Genomic DNA, 14,977 nt, shown 5'->3' with positions numbered 1-14,977 from the left:
CCCGGCGTTTTGCCGGTCTGATGCAGGGTTGGACGATGAACAAGGTTTTTGCCTACGACACCACGTTGCGGGATGGCGCCCAGGCGCAAGGCATCTCTTTTTCGGTGGACGACAAGCTCAAGATCGTGCGCAAGCTCGACGAGCTGGGCATTGCCTACATTGAGGCCGGCAACCCCGGCTCCAACCCCAAGGACCTGGAGTTCTTCCGCCGCGTCGGCGAGATCGAACTGAAGAACGCCAGGATCATCGCCTTCGGCAGTACCTGCAAGGTCGGCGCCAAACCGGCGGAGGACAATCAGCTCGCCTCCCTGCTGTCGGCCGACACGCCGGCGGTCGCGATCTTCGGCAAGACCTGGGACTACCAGGTCACCGACATCCTGCGCACCACGCTGGACGAGAACCTGCGCATGATCCGCGAGACCCTCGCCTTCCTGAAAGGCAAGGGCAAGGAGATCGTGTTCGACGCCGAGCACTTCTTCGACGGCTACAAAGCCCATGCCGATTACGCCATGAAGGCGCTGGCCGCCGCCGTGGAAGGCGGCGCCGACTGCCTGGTGCTGTGCGACACCAACGGCGGCAGCTTCCCGGACGAGATCTTCGACATCACGCGTGCGGTGGCCCAGCGCTTCCCCGGTGTGGCGGTCGGCATCCACTGTCACAACGATTGCGAACTGGCGGTGGCGAACTCGGTGCGTGCCGTGCAAGCCGGTGCCACCCAGGTGCAGGGCACGATCAACGGCATCGGCGAGCGCTGCGGCAACGCCAACCTATGCGCGATCATCCCCAACCTGCAGTTGAAGCTGGGTTTCGACGTGATCCCGTCGGCCAACATGCAGACGCTGACGCCGCTGGCGCGCTTCGTCTCGGAGACGGCCAACATCGTGCACAACGACAAGGCCGCCTACGTCGGCGCCGACGCCTTCGCACACAAGGGCGGCATGCACATCGACGCGGTCAACAAGAATCCGATCAGCTATGAACACGTCACGCCCGACTCGGTGGGCAACGCACGCAAGATCCTGATGAGCGAGGTCGCCGGCCGCGCCACCATCCTGGGCAAGATCAACGAAGTCGATCCCGCGCTGGGCAAGGACTCGGCCGAGACCCGCGCCATCATCGACCGCCTCAAGGCCTTGGAGCATGAGGGCTACCAGTTCGAGAGCGCGGAGAGCAGTTTCGAGCTGCTGGTGCGCAAGATGCTCGGCAAGTTCACGCCCTCCTTCGAGCTCAAGGAGTTCAAGGTCATCGTGAATGAGCCCAGCATCAACGGCGTCAACTCCTCGGCGATGATCAAGATCCACGTCGATGGCGTGGACGAGATCACCGCGGCCGAGGGCGACGGCCCCGTCAACGCCCTGGACAAGGCCCTGCGCCGCGCGCTGGACCGTTTCTATCCCGAGTTGCGTGAGATGAAGCTCACCGACTACAAGGTGCGCGTACTCGACTCCGACCAGGCCTCAGCCGCCAAGGTGCGCGTGCTGATCGAATCGGCCGATCGCACCGACTCGTGGACCACCATCGGCGTGTCCACCGACGTCATCGACGCCTCCTGGCGTGCCCTGGTGGACGCCGTCGAGTACAAGCTCGCCAAGCGCTGAACCCGCGCGGGTGCCGTCGCGCACCCGCCCGTCTCTCCGTCCCCCCAGTGCCCGTTCGTCACACAGCGACGCAAGGCATTGATCCACCGAACAAATCGAATGCCAGACCACCCCCGGGCCAGGTCTGCCGCTGCCCATTGGTCCGGGCGCGTAGCAATTCGTTCATGCAGCACCTATAACCTTTTTCATTCGATCGGCACATCCTTCGTGCCTTAAAGCTTGTTGACCCCCTTGCGGTCCCTGCGGTACAAAGCACCCTCCGCACACAGCAGCATCGGCAGCACTGGCAACACCCCGGTTACACAGGAGCAGCACACGGAACAGCAGCACGGAAATTGAAGCAAGTCGATGGCTGGGCGCCGTGCATGCACGGACAAGACACCACCCACGACGCTCACCCACGCGGCCCACCCGGCCGCCACACAGAGAGAGCGGGCAGCATGGCAGGATTCACTGGCATCGCGGCAGTCGGCACCAGCATCGAGCGCTTGCTCACGCAGGCCTTCACGATGCGCCAGCCCGTTCCCAACAAGGTGGCCAAGGCCGCGCTGATCCGCACCGAAGACCTGGCCGACGACCAGGCGATCAAGGCCTTGATCGGTGACCAGGGGCTGACGATCCTGCTCTACCGCGTCGACTTCAACAAGACGATGCGCGCCGCCTGGTCCGCCGTCGGCAACGCCGATGGCAAGGGCTACCTGGCGCTGGACCTGCACTACCTGCTCACGCCCTGGGCCGAGAACGCCGAGCACCAGCACATGATCGTGGGTCGTGCCATGCAGGTGCTGGAGCACACGCCGGTACTCGCCGGCCCCACCCTGTACGCCCCCACCCTGCCCCTGCCCGACTACGCCGGCGAGCCGCACAACGCCCCTGCCGACGCGGTGCAGATCCTGCTGGAGGAAATCTCGACCGAAGCGCTGATGCGCACCTTCGATTCCCTGCCCAGCGACTACCGACTGTCGATCCCCTACGTGGCGCGCGTGGTGCGTATCGACACCGCCGAGGCGCAGCCGACGCCGCCGGTCGTCGATGCCGACATCCGCCTGCGGGTGACGACGTGAGCGCCGTCACCCGCCCCCTGCTGCTGGAAGACACGGTGCAGGTCAGCCGCGTGGGCCACCGCCTTGCGCTGGGCCTGCAGTGCCGCGATGCGCTGACGCAATTGCCGGCCACGGCGCTGAGCTGCGCGCTGGAACAGATCGGCGAGCGGCCCCTGCCGCAGCGTTGCGAGGCGCACGAGGCGGGCCGCCATGCGCTGCGCTGGACGGGGCCCCTGGCCAAGCGGCTGGTCCTCGCCGCCGCGGACAAGCAGGCCAATCCGCCAGCCACGCCGGCCGACGACCCCACCCGCATGCTGCTGCGTTGCTACGCCCAGCGCAGTCCGCTCGCCACTGCCTACCGCGCCGACCAGGACCCGCGCCACTTCGTGCCGCGCCGTCTGGCCTTGATCCCGGTACAGACGGACGGCGAACCCCCGGCGGACACCCGCAACATCCGCGAGGCCTGGCTGTGGCCCGGCGCCAACTACCCGCTGGGTGCCAACAGCACCGCGATCCGTGGGCGCATCCGGCGCGGTGCCTCGCTGGCCACCGCCACCCCGGTCGCCTGGGCACGCGTGGTGGTCACCCGCCCGGCCAACTTCGCCAACCCACCCGACTTCGCGACCGAGCCCCAGGTCGGCTGGGCGCACGGTGACGATCGCGGCGAGTTCCTCGCCGTGCTGGGTGCCGATGCCGTGCAGGGCGGGGCCATCCTGCCCACCACCCTGCCACTGCGCCTGTGGGTATTCCTGCCGCCTGTCCTGGCCTCGTTCCCGGACAACCCGGTCGACGCCCTGCCGCTGGAAGAGGCCGGCAGCGACGCCATCAACGACGTGCTGCGCGGCAAGACGCCCCCTGCGAACTACGTGCAGCGGGGTCCGATCGACCTGCCCCTGCCCGCGCCTACCAGTGAGGCGGTGCGGCCAGGCCGTGTGTGTGTATTGAACGATGCAGTCCTGCTGTTTGCGTAGCCCATGAGAACGTGCGCCACGGCCCGGCCGCGGCGCGCTCCTGTCATTGCCGCTGTTGAACAAAGGGGAACACCATGCCCGAGTATCTCGCACCAGGCGTCTACGTCGAGGAAGTCAGCTTCCGCTCCAAGTCGATCGAAGGCGTGCCGACCAGCACCACCGGCTTTGCCGGCATCACGCGCTACGGCCCGGTGCAATACACGGGCGGCCCCAGCACCACCAAGCCGCGCCTGATCACCTCCTTCACCGAGTTCGAGCGCGTCTATGGCAGCTTGCAGGCGCTGGAGCTGGACAGTGGCGAACGCACCGCCTACCTGGCCCACGCCGCGCGCGCCTTCTTCAACAACGGTGGGCGCCGTCTGTACGTGTCGCGCGTGTTTGCTCCCGCCGCCGGCAATGACATCAGCGACCACATCGCCGAGCTGCCGGTTGTCACCACACTGGGCAACGCACGCTGGCTCGCGCGCTGGCCCGGCGCGGATGGCAACGTGCTGGTCGACACCCAGGCGGTCCGTGGCAAGAACCTCGCCTTCGAGTATCAGCCCGACCCCAACGACATCCTCGCCCGCCACACCTGGGGACCGCAGGCCAAGAGCGTGAAGGCCGGCGCCGTGGTGGAGATCACCGCGCCGCTGCCCGCCGTCATGCCGGTGGGCAACGCCACCCTGCAGGCGGCCAACCTGCGGGTGGTGAGTGTGGATGCGGACGGCCGCCAGAGCTTCATCGACAGCACCGGCCTGGCGGTTGCCGTGCCTGCTGGCTCGCAGATCGGTCTGGTGGAGCTGCGCGTCACGGTCTACGGCCCGGATGGCCGGGTGGACAGCTACGACCAGCTCGGCGCCTCGCCCCTGCAGCGCCGCGACATCGCCAAGGTGCTGGAACTGGACGACCCCGAGGATGAGAACGCGATGGTGGCCCTGGAGTGGACGCCGGGCGGCAATGCCTTCGCCCCGGCCGCGCTGATGGTGGGCTTGCAGGCCGCTGCCAAGCGCCTCACCGGCGGCAGCGACGGCGACCTGCCAGGCCCCGACGCCCTGCGTGGCGACGAGGCCGACCCCGACGTGGTGACGGTGCGCGCCACCGGCCTGGAGGCACTCGGCGAACTGGAAGACATCGCCATCGTGGCCCTGCCGGACGGCGGCTCGCTGGCCTCGCCGGAGGAGATCCAGGTCGCGGCCGACCACCTGATCGCGCATGCCGAGAAGTACCGCTACCGCATCGCCGTGGTCGATGCCGCAGCCAACAGCTCGCTGTCCGACATCCGCGACTTCCGCAGCAAGTTCGACAGCAAGTACGCCGCGCTCTACCACCCCTGGATCGAAATCCTCGACCCGCTGTTCCCGTCGGTGCCGGGCGTGCCGCCACGCAAGCTGCTGCTGCCGCCGTCCGGCTTCGTCACCGGCATCTATGCACGCAACGATATCGAGCGCGGCGTTCACAAGGCCCCGGCCAACGAGATCGTGCGGGGCCTCACCAAGTTCGAGATCAACATCAACAAGGCACGCCAGGACGTGCTCAACCCCGAAGGCGTGAACTGCCTGCGCTTCTTCGAAGGGCGCGGCAACCGCGTGTGGGGCGCACGCACCATGAGTTCCGATCCCGAGTGGAAGTATGTGAACGTGCGACGCCTGTTCATCTACATCGAGCACTCGATCGACAAGGCCACGCAATGGGCGGTGTTTGAGCCGAACAACGAGCGCCTGTGGACCAACATCCGCAGCATGGTGGAGGACTTCCTCTACGTGCTGTGGCGTGACGGCGCGCTGATCGGTGCCAAGCCCGAAGAGGCTTTCTTCGTGCGCTGTGACCGCACCACGATGACCCAGAACGACCTCGACAACGGCCGCATGATCTGCCTCGTGGGGGTCGCCCCGAGCCGCCCGGCCGAATACGTGATCTTCCGCGTCGGCCAATGGACCGCCGACTCCAAGGCCTGATTGAGGAGGAATGACGATGGCAACCCAACGCAACAACCCCTACGGCGCGTTCAACTTCCTCGTCTCGCTCGGCAATGGCAGCGAGACCAGCGTGATCGCGGGCTTCTCCGACGTGTCCGGCCTCGGCACCGAGATCAACTACTCCGAGTACCGCAACGGCAACGACGTGGTGAACACGGTGCGCAAGATCGCCAACACCTTCAAGCAGGAGGACGTGACGCTCAAGCGCGGCCTGATCGGCTCCACCGACCTGTTCCAGTGGGTCAAGGACGTGCGCGAGGGTGGCGACGGCCGTCGCACCGTGACCATCACGGTGCTGGATGAAGCACGCAATGCGGTGGCGGCCTTCAAGCTCGTCAACGCCCAGCCCAAGAAGTGGGTCGGTCCCACATTGGCGGCCAAGGGTGGCGGCGAGGTTGCGATGGAAGAGCTGCACATCACGCATGAAGGCGTGAGCTACGAGTAGGCGATAGCGCGGCCCCCGTCTTTCCCGCGCCTGCTGAAAGCGAGCGGGAATCCAGAGACTTGAGCGGCACAAAAGACACTGGATCCCTGCTTTCGCAGGGATGACGGCAAAGCGCCCGCGTCTGCCCTGTACCGCGCTCGTCTCACGTCATTGCCTTCTTGCGTCAAGGGAAAGCCACCCATGCTGCAATCCGTCCGTACCCCGCTCGGCGCGCCCGGTGTGTTCGCGCTGCCGGAAGTGCCCACTCCGGCGCTGCATCCGCAGCGCATGGACGTGTGCGCTTTCGTCGGCGTGGCGCCGCGTGGGCCGGCCTGGCTGCCCGTGGTCGATGCCGACTGGCCGCCTGGCTATCGCATGGTCACCGATGCGGCACGCCCGCTGAAGCGCAGCGTCGCGGTGCCGGTACGCAGCTTCGACGAATACCAGCACCTGTTCGGCGGCTTCGAAGGGCCGGGCCTGCTGCCACATGCGGTGGCGAGCTACTTCGAGCAGGGCGGTCGACTGGCCTGGATCGTGCGCATCGTGCATCAGCGTAACGGTGCAAAGCTGGGCGACGGCTGCGCGCAAGGCAGCGTCGCCGGCCTGTGTACGGCAACGCTGGACTTCCTGGCGCGCAACCCCGGCAGTTGGGGCAATGCGCTGCGCGTGAGCCTCGCCTTCACCACCACCACGGCGGGCTTCACGCTGGCTGCAGGTGCGGTGCAGGTCGACACGAGCAGCCCCTTGATCGTGGGCAGCACGGTGCGCTTCACCGACGCTATGGGCCTGCGCAGCCTGTCCCTGGTCACCGGCATGCGGCGGATACGCGACACCGAACGGGCACGCGAGCGCTGGCAACTCGAATTCGATGTCGCCCCCGTCGCACCCGAGCGCGCCGAGCTGGTGGAACTGCGTGCCGAAATCAGCGATGGCCTGGGCCGCCGCGAGCAGTTCGAGCATCTCGCACTGGCGCCTGATCACCCGCAGAGCCTCGCCAACGTGCTGTGCGAGCGCTCTTCGCTGATCTGGCCGCATCCGGATTGGGCCGCGACGCGCCTGCTGCCGGCCGATACCCAGGTGGAATTCCTGCGCGCCAGCAGCGATGCTTTCAGCGGAGGCGACGACGCCTGGGCCGACATCTTGGGCGACGACTTCTTTGACGCGGCATGGACGCCTGCCGACGAGACCCCTGGCGACGGCCTGTGCGCACTGGCGCAATGCGGCAGCGTCACGCAGGTGCTGCTGCCGGACCTCTACCTGCCCGCGCAATGGGCCGGCGAGGAGGAAGTGGAGATTCCCGCCAGCGGCGGCGCGGGTGCCGAATTCGCCGCCTGCGTGGACATCGTGCCCGCCGCCAAGGCCGCCAGCGTGGCGCCGAATGCACTCACCGGCCTGATCCTCGACCCGCGCACCGCGTCCGGCCTGGCCGACATCACCGCCCTGCAGCAGCGCGTGGTCGAGTTCTGCGACAGCACGCAGAACCACATCGCGCTGATCGACGTACCGCCGGGCCTGTCGCAAGGCCGCATCGAGCAATGGCGCGCCGCCTTCGACAGCAGCTATGTCGCGGCCTATCACCCCTGGCTGGTACCCACGCGCCGCAACAACGACGCGAGCGGCCAGGTGCGGCGCCAGTTGCCCCCGTCCGCCGTCGCAGCCGGCATCGTCGCGCGACGCGAGTTCGAGCGCGGCATCCAGTACGGTCCGGCCAACGAGATCGCGCGCGAGATCATCCACTTCGCCGAAACCCAGCCCAGCGGGCGCGCCGACACCCTGCATCCGCAGAACATCAACTGCTTCGTGCGCCAGCCCGATGGCATCGCGCTGGTCGCCGCACGCACCCTGTCGCGCGAGTCGGACTGGCGTCAGCTCTCGGTGCGCCGCCTGATGCTGATGCTGCGCCGGACCCTGCTCGTCGACACGCAGTGGGCCGTGTTCGAGCCAAATGGCCCGGCGCTGTGGCGCGATCTGCGACATGCCATCGAGAGCCTGCTGCGCGGGCTGTTCCGCGTCGGCGCCTTCGCCGGGCGCAGCGAGGCCGAGTCCTTCTTCGTGCGCATGAACACCGAGCGGGCACGCCTGGACCGTGGGGAGTTGCTGGTGGAGATCGGCGTCGCGCCGGCCGAACCGCTCGAATTCATCCTCGTGCGTCTGCGCCGCGACGGCGACGGCACGCTCACCTTGGAAAACTAGAGCCTCGACATGGCTGACACCCTGATCCTCCCCGCCTTCCGCTTCGAGGTGAAGCTGATCCGCTCGCCCAACATCATCGCGGGCAGCCAGCAGCCCCCCGGCGCCGGCAGCGGCTACACGCCACCGAGCGGCGACACGATGCTGGGTGGCCGCAGCGCGGACGAATGGCGCGGCGCCTTCCAGGAATGCAGTGGCCTGGAGATCGAGATGGACGTGCAGGAATACCTGGAAGGCGGCCGCAACAACGGCACCGTGCGCCGTGTGGGGCGCGGCAAGTACCAGCCCATCGTGCTCAAGCGCGGCATGTTCTACCAGCCGCAGGGCGAAGGCCGCGTCAACACCGAGCTGTGGCACTGGATGCAACGCATCCTCAATGGCGAGCGGCCCGTGCCGCGCCATGACGGCATCATCTACGTGATGAGTGCTGACGGCGAGGTGCGCGCGAGCTGGATGTTCGACCGTGGCCTGCCCTCCAAGATCCGCGGCCCCGAACTGAATGCGAAGACAGGCGAAGTCGCCATTGAGGAACTGAGCATCGCGCACGAAGGCCTGCGCCTGCTGCCGGCTGAGGAGCGGCTGACATGAACAGCCCCATCCTGAGCGGATACGTAGGGTGGGTTCGCGCAGCAACCCACCACGATGCACGGCAAAACGCCACGGTGGGTTGTCGCTACGCTCCGAACCCACCCTACACACAACACCGGTCCTTCACCAGGGAGCGCCTGACATGACGGCACTCACCAAGGCCCAACTCGGCGAGATCACCTCCGGCGACAACCCGACGGAAGTGCCCAACACGCTCGTCGATGTGCAGTTCAACCCGACCACGCTGCGGGTGCAGATTTCCAACCGCACCGCGGGTGGCCAGCAGGCTGGCGCCCAGGCCCGCCAGCGCCCCGGCACCGGCGACATGCAGGTCAGCTTCGACCTGGTGTTCGATACCGCCGACGAAGGCAGCGCCGAGCAGGGCGTGAGCGTGCTGGAGAAGACCAAGATGGTGGAGCGCTTCGTGCGCCCCAAGGGCAACCGTGCCGGTGAAGAGGCGCCGCCACGCGTGATCTTCAAATGGGGCAGCTTCCTCGTCCAAGGCACGATGGAGAGCGCCAACATCGACCTCGATCTGTTCGATGCCAAGGGCGTGCCGCTGCGCGCCAAGGTCGCCGTCACCATCAAGGGGCAGGACCCGCGCTGGACCTACACCCCGGCACCCAACCCGCAGCCCCCGGGCAGCGCGGCCGGCGCCAGCAGTGGTGCGCCCAGCACCAGCCTGCCCCCCGGCACCCCGGGTACGCGCGGCAGCAACGCGGCACCGGATCGCATCATGCAGGCCATGCCCGGCGAAAGTCTGGCGCAACTCGCCCAACGTGCCGGGCTCGATCCTGGTGCCTGGCGTGCGCTGGCCGATGGGCTGGGCAACCCGCTCAAGCTCTCGCTGGGCCAGGAAGTGCCGCTGCCGGCCTCGGCCAGCAAGGGCACGGCCAGTGCCAACACCAGCCAGGACCCCGGCAAGACCGCCGCCAGCCTGCCCCTGGTCAACGCCGGCCAGGCCACAACCAGCGGGGCCGGCAGCAACGATGCCGCGCGCAACGGGCGCGTTCAGGCTACTGACCCGGTGCGCAAGGGCCAGGCCGTGGTCGCCCAGGGCGGCGTGGGCGGTGCCATCGCCAACGTGAAGGGCTCAGCCCACCAGCAAGGCGCCACTACCAGCCTGCATGCCTTCGGCATTGCCGCCGCCGATACCGCCGATACCGACACCCGCCCCTGGGGCGCTGGCGTGCCACTGCGTCCGCGCTTCGGCAGCCAGGGCGGCGCCACGCGCCGCGATCCGACGCAGGCCGCCTGGATCGCCCGCCCGGCCACACCGCCAACGGCCAGCGCCCGCCCGACCACCACCGCCACCGCGCGCAGCACGGCCCGCAGCACGCCACGCGTCGGGTGCGGTTGCCGTGGCCGCAAGAGCCGCCCCGTCAAATGAAGGATTCGAGGAGTACGCCATGCCCGTGACCATCAACGAAGTGGACGCGCAGATCGAAGTGGAAGGCAACGCCGCGCAGGCCGAGGGCGGCCGCGAGGAAGACGCGATGCAGGCCATGCAGCGCTGGCAGCAACTGGCGCGTGAGCAGATGCGTCGCGAGGCGCGCACCGCCGCCTGGGGTTTCGATGACTGATCTCTACCAGACCAGGTCTCTCCTGGATGCGCCTGAACCCCTCCCCAACCCTCCCCTTGTCAGGGGAGGGCGCAAGCTCTTGCCCCCCCTGACAAGGGGGGGATGGGGGGGTTGCCGCAGGCCCCGCCACACGCGCTTTCGTGAGGCCAGGGTATGCCACTGATTCCCACGCCCCTCCAGGCCGCCACCGTCCCCGAGATCAGGATCGACGGGCAGGCGCGCGCCGAGCTGCAGCGCGACCTCGCGTGGCTGCAGATCGACGAGGACATCAATGGCATGAAGCGCCTGGCCGCGAGCTTCATCGCCATCGGCCCGCGCGAGGGCGAGCGCGACGAGCAGCTCAACTGGTTGGACGGCCAGGTGCTGGATTTCGGCAAGGAGCTCAAGGTCTCGATGGGCCCCACCGATGCGCGCACCGAGATATTCAGCGGCAAGCTCAGCGCACTGGAACTGCTGATGGACCAGGGCCGCACGCCCGAGGTCAGTTGCCTGGCCGAAGACAAGCTCATGGACCTGCGCATGACGCGCCGCTTCAAAAGCTACGAGAACGTCAGCGAGTCCGATCTGCTGCAACAGATCGCCGCGCAGCACGGTCTGTCGGCCGTGGCCGATGTCAGCGGCCCGACCTGGCCGCTGGTGCAGCAGTGGAACATGAGCGATCTGGCCTTCCTGCGCGAACGCGCACGCCGCCTCGCGGCCGAGGTGTGGGTGGAGGGCAGCCAGCTCCACATGGCCACGCGCGATGCGCGCAACGGCAACACGGTGACGCTGATCCAGGGCAGCTCGCTGATGGAGGTGCGCCTGTCGGCCGACCTCGCGCACCAGCGCAGCAAGGTGATCGCGGGCGGTTTCGACGACGCCGAACAGGACGCCATCGACGAGGAAGCCGGCAGCGATGCCGTGGCCGCCGAGGCACAAGGCCATACCCATGGCATCCAGGTGCTGGAACGCGCCTTTGCCGAACGCACCAGCTACCGCGTGCGCGAGGTGCCTCTCAAGGACGCCGAAGCCACCGCCCTGGCCCGCGCCGCGCTGCTGAGCCGTGCGCGCCGTTTCGTCACCGCCAGCGGCGTGACCAATGGCAACACCGAGATCAAGGTCGGCAGCCTGCTGCGCCTGGAACGCGTGAGCCCGATGTTCGAGGGCGACGGCTACTACGTGACGCGCGTACGCCACCAGTTCGACCTCACGAATGGTTACCGCACGCACTTCGAGGCGGAGCGGGCTTGGATCGGGGGTGGGCAATGATGTCGCGGCGCATTTCTCCCCAGCGCAGGCATGGCTCCGGACTATTCCCCTCTCCCGGGAACGGGAGAGGGTGGCCCGCAGGACCGGGAGAGGGTGAAACGGCCGCTGCTCCAGTGCCATCGATCTCCCTCTCCCCCAACCCCTCTCCCGCAAGCGGGCGAGGGGAGCGTTCAACCCCTTCGTGCTTCATGACGCGGGAGGTCGGCACATGAGCGACCCCCGCTTCCCGCGCGATGGCGACGGCCCCCGCTGGTTCGGCCTCTACCCGGCCGTGGTGGCCGAGCTCGTCGACCCCGACGGCAAGGGCCGCATCAAGGTGAAGTTCCCCTCCTTCGGCGCGGCCGGCGAATCGGTCACCGCCTGGGCCACGCTGCTCACACCCTATGCCGACGACGACCAGGGCATCGAGATCCTGCCCGAGGTCGACTCGCAGGTCGTGGTGGGCTTCGAGGCTGGCGATCCGAGCCGCCCCTACATCGTGGGCGCGTGCTGGAACGGCAAGCGCCCCCTGCCCGAAGCCGCGCAGGCACCCAACAACAAGCGCCTGTGGAAGACGCGCGCGGGCAGCAAGCTGGAGTTCGACGACACCGAGGGGGCGGCCAAGGTCACCGTGTCGATGCAGAGCGGCCACAAGATCGTCATGGACGATGGCGCGCAGGACATCACCATCGAGCACAGCAACGGCTGCAAGATCAACATCAACATCGCCGGCCAGGTCACGATCACCGCCAACGCGACGGTCGAGGTCAACGCCTCGGCGGTCAACATCCACGCGCCGACGGTCAATTGCGACGGCATCGTGCAATGCACGACGCTGATCGCCTCCACCGGCGTGGTCTCGCCGAGCTACACACCGGGTGCGGGGAACGTATGGTGACGCGCCGCACACACCTCCTCGTGGCGTCGTCCCTGCGCAGGCAGGGACCCAGTGGCTTTGCTCTTTCGTTCGACCCCGCCCACTTCGTCGAAAGACGCTGGATTCCTGCCCCCGATCGGGTCGAGGGCAGGCTCTTCGCAGGAATGACGGGGTTTGGAAGCGCCAGGGATAGCCGGCGCGGGGTGACACCATGGTAGCCACCGTCGCCCGCCGCCCCACCTACCCCACGCCCGCCTGGAAACTGGTAGGTCCCTGGTATCGCTGGCCGCGCCCCGGTCATCCGGAGGATGGTCGCCTGTCTCGTCCGGTTCTCCAGAAGTTCGCCGGCGACAACTTCATCGCCGACTTCCTCGAACGACCGCAGCACTCGCTGAAGTTCGATCCAGTCATCGACGTGGTCAACAACTACGACCTCGTCAGCGCCGGCTCCTCGCTGCCGGGCAAGCTGGCGAGCTTTCTGCCGCTGAACGCCAAGGGCGAACCCGACCAGGCAGGCGGCCTGCGCGCGCGCCTGGCACCCAGTTCGCTGCGTAAGCTGTACCTGCCGGCGCACGACCGTCACTACCTCGTTACCTGCGAACTGCATTGCGAGGAACCGGGCTTCCCGCGCGTGGCGCGGCAGAAGGTGTGCCAGGCCGGCTTCGTGCTGAGACGGCGCAACAGCATCGTGCCTGGCGGCATCACGCCGGCCATGATCGAGGCACAGACGGCACCGGTGCGCAGCGCCGAAGCCAGCATGCTGGAGCTGCTGCAACTGGCCGCCACGCTCGACGAGCCCAGTGCCAGCGCCGCCCTGAAGACAGCCACCCGCGCGCGCCAGCAGGCACTCGCCACCCAGGCCGGCGTGGCCGACTGGGGTGCCTTAATGAGCCTGCGCAGCGCCGAACTGGCCAGCAAGCGCGCCGCACTGGATGCCTGGTACCAGACGCATGGCATCACGGTGGAGGTGCAAGGCTGGTTCCCGACCCTGCATAACGGCCGCCCCAGCAAGACCTACGGCACCTGGAAGACGCTCAGCGCCACGGAGCAGATCGCCGACGTGGCCGACAGCGGCGAGACCATCTACCCCTTGTTCCCGCTGATCCCCGACCCGCGCGAGACGGCGCACGACGCCGCCGGCCGCACCATGTACTACGGCACGGTACCCACCGGCGGCATCGAGCACGATGCCAACGGCATTGCCCGCTTCGACGACAGGACCACCTACGAGCTGCGCTGCTTCGTGCGCCAGCACCAGGACAGCCCCGGCCGCGTCGGCAAGAAGCCCGACTGCTGCGGCCCGCTGGCCTGGAGCCTGGCCTCCGAGGCCTTCCGCGTCGCCGCCCCCTTCGACGTGCTGGGTTCGGCCAACCGCCCCATCACGATCAAGATGCCGGACCTGCGCGAACTGGCCGCCCAGGCGGCCGCGCGGCCACGCGGCAAGCTGTCGCCGATCCGCTTCGTGCAGCCGCAGCACATGTCGCCCAAGGTCAGCGGCATGGCCGCCGACGGCGGCAACATGGGTGGCGAGGCGATCTGCAGCTTCTCGATTCCGCTGATCACGATCATCGCGCTGTTCGTGCTGAGCCTGTTCCTGCCCATCGTCGTCTTCATCTTCAACCTGTGGTTCCTGCTGGTGTTCCGCTTCTGCATCCCGCCCGAGATCAAGTTCGCGGCCGACGTGGATGCCGCACTGGCCGCCACGCCGCCCGGCATTGACCTGGACGCCGATTTCGCGGTGGAAGTCAGCGGCGTCGACCAGCTCGCCAGCCAGCTCAACACCTTGCTCGGCAACAGCATGGACACGCGCATCAAACAGGACACCGGTCTGCAGGACGACCCCACGCTGGACGGTTTCTCCAACAACGCACTGGGTCCGCTGGACCAATCGCTGCAGGACAACGCCGATCTCAAGGCCGATGCCAGCGGCAAGCTGCCGCCCCCGCCGCCGGTGGGCACGCCGCTCGTCTATGAAGACCCGGTCACGCCGGTGTGGCCGGCCAAGGGAGTGCCCGCATGAGCGCCATCTTGAATCGCTACGAACGCCTGGGCCAGGGCCTGGGCCAGCCCATCGCCCCGGACGAACGCGGCCGCCTGCCGCTGGTCTCAGGGCCGGAGAAGGTACGCCAGGCCATCTTCACGCTGCTCGACACCGAACCCGGCGAACGCGTGATGCGGCCCGATTTCGGTTGCGGCCTGCGCCGCTACCTGATGGCCCCCAACAACCCGGCCACGCGTGCCGGCATCCGCCATGAGATCGAGAACACGCTCTCACGCTGGGAGCCGCGCATCAAGCTGGTGGATGTCGCCGTGAATCCCACCGACGACCGCGCCATGGTGCTGATCGAAATCCACTATGCCCATGTCCTGGACGGTCGGCAGGACATCCTGGTCTACCCCTTCTACCTGGAGCAGACGTGATGCTTTCCCATACACGCCTCGCGGCACGCCCTCCGATCAGCCAAGCTGCCGTCGTCCCTGAACATGCAGGGCTCCAGTGGCTTTGCTTCGCCCACAG

13 protein-coding genes are annotated in these 14,977 nt (G+C 67.9%); all 13 read left to right on the top strand.

The window, feature by feature from the left end:
• The first annotated feature begins 35 nt into the window (after positions 1–35).
• Positions 36–1,598, top strand: a complete 1,563-nt coding sequence (cimA, locus tag NMB43_RS06570) for a citramalate synthase (RefSeq protein WP_494351352.1) — start codon at positions 36–38, stop codon at positions 1,596–1,598.
• A gap of 440 nt (positions 1,599–2,038) precedes the next feature.
• A complete protein-coding gene (locus NMB43_RS06565) occupies positions 2,039–2,662 on the top strand; it encodes a Pvc16 family protein (protein ID WP_494351351.1) in 624 nt (207 codons plus the stop codon).
• Positions 2,659–3,612, top strand: coding sequence for a hypothetical protein (locus NMB43_RS06560; protein WP_494351350.1), 954 nt, complete (start codon positions 2,659–2,661; stop codon positions 3,610–3,612). The genes NMB43_RS06565 and NMB43_RS06560 overlap by 4 nt, the downstream gene beginning before the upstream one ends.
• 74 nt (positions 3,613–3,686) lie before the next feature.
• The gene (locus NMB43_RS06555; protein WP_494351349.1) at positions 3,687–5,549 is read left to right on the top strand and encodes a phage tail sheath family protein; all 1,863 of its coding nucleotides are present in this window, start codon (positions 3,687–3,689) and stop codon (positions 5,547–5,549) included.
• 16 nt (positions 5,550–5,565) lie between these two features.
• Positions 5,566–6,015 carry a phage tail protein gene (locus NMB43_RS06550; protein WP_494351348.1) on the top strand — a complete coding sequence of 150 codons (450 nt, stop codon included), beginning with the start codon at positions 5,566–5,568 and terminating at the stop codon, positions 6,013–6,015.
• 180 nt (positions 6,016–6,195) lie between these two features.
• Positions 6,196–8,187: a phage tail sheath C-terminal domain-containing protein gene (locus NMB43_RS06545; protein WP_494351347.1), complete on the top strand. Its 1,992-nt coding sequence runs from the start codon at positions 6,196–6,198 to the stop codon at positions 8,185–8,187.
• A gap of 9 nt (positions 8,188–8,196) precedes the next feature.
• Positions 8,197–8,772: a phage tail protein gene (locus NMB43_RS06540; protein ID WP_494351346.1), complete on the top strand. Its 576-nt coding sequence runs from the start codon at positions 8,197–8,199 to the stop codon at positions 8,770–8,772.
• Positions 8,773–8,914: 142 nt separating this feature from the next.
• Positions 8,915–10,162 (top strand): CIS tube protein, encoded by a 1,248-nt coding sequence (locus NMB43_RS06535; RefSeq protein WP_494351345.1) that lies wholly within the window; start codon positions 8,915–8,917, stop codon positions 10,160–10,162.
• 19 nt (positions 10,163–10,181) lie between these two features.
• Positions 10,182–10,355 (top strand): hypothetical protein, encoded by a 174-nt coding sequence (locus NMB43_RS06530; RefSeq protein WP_494351344.1) that lies wholly within the window; start codon positions 10,182–10,184, stop codon positions 10,353–10,355.
• Positions 10,356–10,508: 153 nt separating this feature from the next.
• Positions 10,509–11,603, top strand: a complete 1,095-nt coding sequence (locus tag NMB43_RS06525; protein WP_494351343.1) for a phage late control D family protein — start codon at positions 10,509–10,511, stop codon at positions 11,601–11,603.
• Between the two features lie 208 nt (positions 11,604–11,811).
• Positions 11,812–12,480 (top strand): phage baseplate assembly protein V, encoded by a 669-nt coding sequence (locus NMB43_RS06520; RefSeq protein ID WP_494351342.1) that lies wholly within the window; start codon positions 11,812–11,814, stop codon positions 12,478–12,480.
• A gap of 190 nt (positions 12,481–12,670) precedes the next feature.
• A complete protein-coding gene (locus NMB43_RS06515; protein ID WP_494351341.1) occupies positions 12,671–14,479 on the top strand; it encodes a hypothetical protein in 1,809 nt (602 codons plus the stop codon).
• The gene (locus NMB43_RS06510) at positions 14,476–14,880 is read left to right on the top strand and encodes a GPW/gp25 family protein (RefSeq protein ID WP_494351340.1); all 405 of its coding nucleotides are present in this window, start codon (positions 14,476–14,478) and stop codon (positions 14,878–14,880) included. Before NMB43_RS06515 ends, NMB43_RS06510 begins: the two co-directional genes overlap by 4 nt.
• The last annotated feature ends 97 nt before the right edge of the window (positions 14,881–14,977 follow it).

Source organism: Uliginosibacterium sangjuense (assembly GCF_059132465.1).
The sequence above is the reverse complement of the archived record's forward strand: the minus strand, read 5'-3'. Positions and strand labels throughout refer to the sequence as shown.

Coding starts and splice junctions, on each gene's coding strand:
- cimA (WP_494351352.1), top strand. CDS start 36: ATGAACAAGGTTTTTGCCTACGACACCACGTTGCGGGATGGCGCCCAG.
- NMB43_RS06565 (WP_494351351.1), top strand. CDS start 2,039: ATGGCAGGATTCACTGGCATCGCGGCAGTCGGCACCAGCATCGAGCGC.
- NMB43_RS06555 (WP_494351349.1), top strand. CDS start 3,687: ATGCCCGAGTATCTCGCACCAGGCGTCTACGTCGAGGAAGTCAGCTTC.
- NMB43_RS06550 (WP_494351348.1), top strand. CDS start 5,566: ATGGCAACCCAACGCAACAACCCCTACGGCGCGTTCAACTTCCTCGTC.
- NMB43_RS06545 (WP_494351347.1), top strand. CDS start 6,196: ATGCTGCAATCCGTCCGTACCCCGCTCGGCGCGCCCGGTGTGTTCGCG.
- NMB43_RS06540 (WP_494351346.1), top strand. CDS start 8,197: ATGGCTGACACCCTGATCCTCCCCGCCTTCCGCTTCGAGGTGAAGCTG.
- NMB43_RS06535 (WP_494351345.1), top strand. CDS start 8,915: ATGACGGCACTCACCAAGGCCCAACTCGGCGAGATCACCTCCGGCGAC.
- NMB43_RS06530 (WP_494351344.1), top strand. CDS start 10,182: ATGCCCGTGACCATCAACGAAGTGGACGCGCAGATCGAAGTGGAAGGC.
- NMB43_RS06525 (WP_494351343.1), top strand. CDS start 10,509: ATGCCACTGATTCCCACGCCCCTCCAGGCCGCCACCGTCCCCGAGATC.
- NMB43_RS06520 (WP_494351342.1), top strand. CDS start 11,812: ATGAGCGACCCCCGCTTCCCGCGCGATGGCGACGGCCCCCGCTGGTTC.
- NMB43_RS06515 (WP_494351341.1), top strand. CDS start 12,671: ATGGTAGCCACCGTCGCCCGCCGCCCCACCTACCCCACGCCCGCCTGG.
- NMB43_RS06510 (WP_494351340.1), top strand. CDS start 14,476: ATGAGCGCCATCTTGAATCGCTACGAACGCCTGGGCCAGGGCCTGGGC.